3 protein-coding genes are annotated in these 6000 nt (G+C 59.7%); 1 reads left to right on the top strand and 2 read right to left on the bottom strand.

The genetic code is table 11. The features are described from left to right. Nucleotides 1–1492, bottom strand: a 1492-nt coding sequence (locus KGB06_RS01640) for an ATP-binding protein (protein WP_223511438.1), incomplete at its 3' end; no start/stop codon positions are given. Continuing rightward, on the bottom strand, nucleotides 1489–2211 hold the full coding sequence (locus tag KGB06_RS01635) for a response regulator (protein ID WP_223511437.1): 723 nt from the start codon (nucleotides 2209–2211) through the stop codon (nucleotides 1489–1491). The genes KGB06_RS01635 and KGB06_RS01640, both read right to left, overlap by 4 nt. 733 nt (nucleotides 2212–2944) lie before the next feature. On the opposite strand from KGB06_RS01635, the gene KGB06_RS01630 reads away from it, so the two are divergent. Further along, the gene (locus tag KGB06_RS01630) at nucleotides 2945–5839 is read left to right on the top strand and encodes a ribonucleoside-diphosphate reductase subunit alpha (protein ID WP_223511436.1); all 2895 of its coding nucleotides are present in this window, start codon (nucleotides 2945–2947) and stop codon (nucleotides 5837–5839) included. Nucleotides 5840–6000 lie beyond the last annotated feature (161 nt).

Here is a 6000-nt window from a genome sequence, read left to right as displayed (position 1 = left end):
GCCCCAACCCATGCCCGCCCGAAGCGCGGGTACGGCTGTCATCCAGGCGCAGGAACGGCGTGAAAATTCGTTCCCAGGCCAACTCCGGCACACCCGGCCCGTCATCCTCGACGTCCACCCGGCAGCGCTGCTGCCCCACCTGATAACTGACGGTCACCCGCGACGAGGCGTGGCGCATGGCGTTGCTGACCAGGTTCTGAAGGGCCCGATGCAAGTAACGCGGTTCGGCCTCGACCCAGGCGTCATCGCAATCAGCGGCCGACAAACACAAGCCGCGCTGCACCGTGACCTCGGCGCGCAATGGCGCCAGTTCCTCGATGACTTGATTGACCAGTGCGTCCAGATCGATCCGTTGGAAATTCAGCGCCGGCGAGCCCTGCTCCAGACGCGCATAGGTCAGCATCTCGTCGACCAGTTTGTCGAGGTCCTCGATGTCGTGGTCCATGCCCTCGCGGTATTTCTCCAGCTGCTGCGGCGTGGTGGCCGAGCCGATCATCTCCAGGCCGAAACGCAGGCGCGCCACCGGCGTGCGCAACTCGTGAGACACGGCGCGCACCAGTTCACGCTGGATCGCCAGCAATTGTTGCAAGTGCTCGGCCATGCCGTTGAACGCCGCGGCCAGTCGCCCCACCGAGTCGGCGCCGCGCGCCGGTACGCGGGTTTCCAGGCTGCCTTGGGCAATCCGCGTGGCGGCCGCTTCCAGACCGCGCAAACGGCGCTCCAGTTGCCGCACCAATAGGTAGACGATCAGACCGATCAGGCTCAAACCGAGGGCGGCGATCAACACCAGCCATTCGGGCGGATATGGATTCATCTGGTACAGCGGGCCGATCTCCAGCACCCACGGCGTACCGACCATGCCGGCAAACACCCGGATCGAGTCGCCGCCCTTGCCCAGCGCCATCACCGTATCACCCTCGGACACCCGACGGCTCTGGTCTTCGTCCATGTCCGCCTGCTCGACCTTGACCAGGCGCAAGTCGAAACCAAAGCTTTTCTCTTCTTTCAACAGCGCCAGCCGCTGGGGCTGCTCGGCCACCGGGTAGCGCACCAGTTCATCGGCCAGCAGATAAATAGTGGCGCGGGCCAGTTGCTCGCTGATCTGCTGCACCTCACCCGTCAGCACAAGCTGTTCCTTGTCGCTGACCAGCCGATAGACTTTCGCCGCGTGCGGGCCGGTCTGTTCCACCAGCGCCTGACCGCGCAGGACGCGGGTGCGCTGGGTGAGGTCGAGGTCGGTCTGGGCAAACGTGGTCAGCGCCAATGGAATCCCGAGCAAGCGCTCCCAAACCAGCAAGGCGCGATGACGCTCGGTTTCGTTCATCGGATTGAGGTTGTCGGCCATCAACGAAAACGTACCGTGCGCCAGGCGCTCGCGGTATTGCTCGCCGCGCACCTCGTTGAGCAAGTGCAACGCCAGCACGCCCAGCACCGCGACCAAAATCAGCGCCGCACACATGCCGCCATAAATGCGCAGGAAGATCGAATTCACAGCGACGGGTCTACGCAAGCTTCAGGAACAAACAGATAACCTTTGCTGCGGATGGTTTTGATCAGCCGCGGGTGCTCCGGGTCATCGCCGATTTTCGGGCGGATGCGCGAAATGCGCACATCAATGGACCGGTCCTGACCGTCGTACCCGATGCCGCGCAATGCGGTGAAAATCTCTTCACGGGACAGGATGCGCCCGGCGTTGGCCACCAGCAGCCAGAGCAGGTCGAACTCGGCGCTGGTCAGCTCAATGCCGTTGTCATGCAGCCAGGCTTCACGCAACGCGTTGTCCACCACCAACGGACCAAACTGCAAGCGCCGCTGTTTTCCCGGGAGGGCCTCCGGTGCTTCGCTGCGACGCAACAGGGCCTGAATGCGCGCCAGCAACAGGCGCGGGCGCACCGGTTTGCACACGTAGTCGTCGGCACCGAGGTCCAGGCCGAGGATCTGGTCGGTGTCGTCAGTGCGGGCGGTAAGCATCAGGATCGGGCCGTCATACTTGTCGCGAACCTTGCGGCAAATGCTCAAGCCGTCTTCGCCGGGCAGCATCAGGTCGAGGATCACCAGGTCCGGTTTCTCCTTGATGATGCGAGCCGCCGCCAGCGCCCCATTGCCCTCGATCGAGACGCGCAGGCCATTGGCTTCCAGGTAGTCGCGGGTCAGTTCGGCCAGACGCTGGTCGTCCTCCACAATCAATACCTGCCAGGCTTCTTGCTCCACGGTGACCTCTGCTTGCCAACTACACTAATAAGGAAGGATCCGCCCGTCTTTTTGTAATGATTGGGAGGATAAGAATGCGTAACCATGAGGCGATTGTATAAACGCCGCCCGTCGAGAACACAAGCCGGCAAATGCGTTCGGACATGTCGGTTTTTTGTGGTAGGGTTCGCGCCCTTAAAAATCCGGACGGCAGTTTTCAATCCTTGAAAATCGATGAAAAATGCCTCGGTCCCGCTAGGTCGCGGCCTACACGCCGGTTCCACCTTTCACACACAATTTACACACAGGTTTATCCACAGGCAGTACGTTGCAACACCTCCAAAAACGCACTATCTTGTACCCCGGCGCTAAAAAAACCCTACATGTAGGGTTTTAGCTTAAAAGCCCAACCACATTTCAGACCAGAAACTCAAGCGCTTTATTGCCTGTTTATGGTTGAACACAGCGTGATTTTACAAGACCAAACCGCACTGGCGGATGGCACCGTTTTTTCAGGCCCGAACAGCCAAAACGGTACGGGTGTTGCAGTCAGTACTGGCACCCCGAAAGGAATCCGGTTTCGAGCCCAGGCTCGCAACCAAAAAACTTCGGCAAGGACGCGGCCTCATTAGCCTTTTTCCTACTGTCCCGAAGTTGTTATGCCCGACGCCCGTCGGTTGTAGTGCTTTTGGACAGAACGGTGGGCACCGTGACGGTGCCCAAACAAACATAGAGAATGTGGAGACAACCCCCCATGCAAACCGACACAACTCGCGAGAACCCGCAGGGCACCTTGCCGCAGGCCGCTGATTCGACTTCGGATCTGTCCGCCACCGCGCCTGGTCAGCTGCGCGTGATCAAGCGTAACGGCACTGTCGTTCCTTACACCGACGACAAAATCACCGTCGCGATCACCAAAGCGTTTCTCGCAGTTGAGGGCGGCACCGCTGCCGCCTCGTCGCGAATCCATGACACCGTTGCCCGCCTGACCGAACAAGTCACCGCGACCTTCAAGCGTCGCATGCCATCAGGCGGCACTATCCACATCGAAGAAATCCAGGACCAGGTTGAACTGGCCCTGATGCGTGCCGGCGAGCAGAAAGTAGCCCGCGACTACGTGATCTACCGTGACGGCCGTTCGAAACAACGCGCCGCCCACGCTCCGGCCGAAGAAGCCGTCAACGCTCACCCATCGATCCGCATCACCCGCGCCGATGGCAGCTTTGCACCTCTGGATATGGGCCGCCTGAACACCATCGTCACCGAAGCGTGCGAAGGCCTGGAAGAAGTCGACGGCGACCTGATCCAGCGCGAAACCCTGAAAAACCTGTACGACGGCGTGGCCCTGACCGACGTCAACACCGCCCTGGTGATGACTGCCCGTACGTTGGTTGAGCGTGAGCCGAACTACTCGTTCGTCACCGCCCGCCTGCTGATGGACACCCTGCGTGCCGAAGGCCTGAGCTTCCTGAACGTTGCCGAAAGCGCGACCCACCACGAGATGGTCGACCTGTACGCCAAGGCGCTGCCTGCGTACATCGCCAAGGGTATCGAATTCGAATTGCTGAACCCGGTCCTGGCTACTTTTGACCTGGAAAAACTCGGCAAGGCGATCAACCACGAGCGCGATCAGCAGTTCACGTACCTGGGCCTGCAAACCCTGTACGACCGTTACTTCATCCACAAGGACGGTATCCGCTTCGAACTGCCGCAAATCTTCTTCATGCGCGTGGCCATGGGCCTGGCGATCGAAGAGAAGCAGAAAGAAGACCGTGCCATCGAGTTCTACAACCTGTTGTCGTCCTTCGACTACATGTCCTCGACTCCAACCCTGTTCAACGCCGGTACTCTGCGTCCACAGCTGTCGAGCTGCTACCTGACCACCGTGCCGGATGACCTGTCGGGCATTTACCACGCGATCCACGACAACGCCATGTTGTCGAAATTCGCCGGTGGCCTGGGCAACGACTGGACGCCGGTTCGGGCGCTCGGTTCGTACATCAAGGGCACCAACGGTAAATCCCAGGGTGTTGTACCGTTCCTCAAAGTAGTGAACGACACCGCCGTCGCCGTTAACCAGGGTGGCAAGCGCAAAGGCGCTGTGTGTGCCTACCTGGAAACCTGGCACATGGACATCGAGGAGTTCATCGAACTCCGTAAGAACACCGGTGATGACCGTCGTCGTACCCACGACATGAACACCGCCAACTGGATCCCTGACCTGTTCATGAAGCGTGTCTTCGATGACGGCAAGTGGACCCTGTTCTCGCCATCCGAAGTGCCGGACCTGCACGACCTGACCGGTAAAGCCTTCGAAGAGCGTTACGAGTACTACGAAGCCCTGACCGAATACCCAGGCAAGGTCAAACTGTTCAAAACCATCCAGGCCAAAGACCTGTGGCGCAAAATGCTGTCCATGCTGTTTGAAACCGGCCACCCATGGCTGACCTTCAAAGACCCGTGCAACCTGCGCAGCCCGCAGCAGCACGTCGGCGTGGTTCACAGTTCGAACCTGTGCACCGAGATCACCTTGAACACCAACAAGGACGAGATCGCCGTTTGCAACCTGGGCTCGATCAACCTGCCGAACCACATCGTCAACGGCAAGCTGGACACCGCCAAGCTGGAACGCACCGTGAACACCGCCGTTCGCATGCTCGATAACGTGATCGACATCAACTACTACTCGGTGCCGCAAGCGAAGAACTCCAACTTCAAGCACCGTCCGGTCGGTCTGGGCATCATGGGCTTCCAGGACGCTTTGTACCTGCAGCACATTCCTTACGGTTCCGACGCGGCCGTCGACTTCGCCGACAAGTCGATGGAAGCGGTCAGCTACTACGCGATCCAGGCTTCCTGCGATCTGGCCGACGAGCGCGGCGCTTACGAGACATTCCAGGGTTCGCTGTGGTCCAAAGGCATTCTGCCGCTGGATTCGCAACAGATCCTGATCGAGCAACGTGGCCAGAAGTACATCGACGTTGACCTGAACGAATCCCTGGACTGGGCACCGGTTCGCGCCCGTGTTCAGAAAGGCATTCGTAACTCCAACATCATGGCCATCGCACCGACCGCGACCATCGCCAACATCACTGGCGTCTCGCAGTCGATCGAACCGACCTACCAGAACCTCTACGTGAAATCGAACCTGTCGGGCGAATTCACCGTGATCAACCCGTACCTGGTTCGCGACCTGAAAGCTCGCGGTCTGTGGGACTCGGTCATGATCAACGACCTGAAGTACTACGACGGTTCGGTGCAGCAAATCGAACGCATCCCGCAAGAACTCAAAGAGCTCTACGCGACTGCTTTCGAAGTGGACACCAAGTGGATCGTTGACGCGGCAAGCCGTCGCCAGAAGTGGATCGACCAGGCTCAGTCGCTGAACCTGTACATCGCTGGAGCATCGGGCAAGAAGCTGGACGTGACCTACCGCATGGCCTGGTACCGTGGTCTGAAAACCACTTACTACCTCCGTGCCCTGGCCGCGACCAGCACCGAGAAGTCGACCATCAACACCGGCAAGCTGAACGCTGTTTCCAGCGGCGGCAACCACGGTGAAGATTCGGTCCTGGCAGCACCTGCCGGCCCTGCTCCAGTGCCAAAGGCGTGCGCCATCGACGAGCCGGATTGCGAAGCTTGCCAATAAGCTGAGCCGGTGGGCGCTGAAAGGCGCTTACTCAAAAACCCCCGATCAGTCCTCTGGATTGATCGGGGGTTTTCTTTTGCCTGATCCTGTAGGAGCAAAGCTTGCTCGCGATGAGCGGTGACGCGGTATTCCTGAAAATCGTGCCATCCCTATCGCGAGCA

It is taken from the genome of Pseudomonas sp. GL-B-19, from assembly GCF_019956415.1.
GTDB lineage: Bacteria > Pseudomonadota > Gammaproteobacteria > Pseudomonadales > Pseudomonadaceae > Aquipseudomonas.
This window is presented reverse-complemented; position numbering and strand designations above follow the sequence as displayed.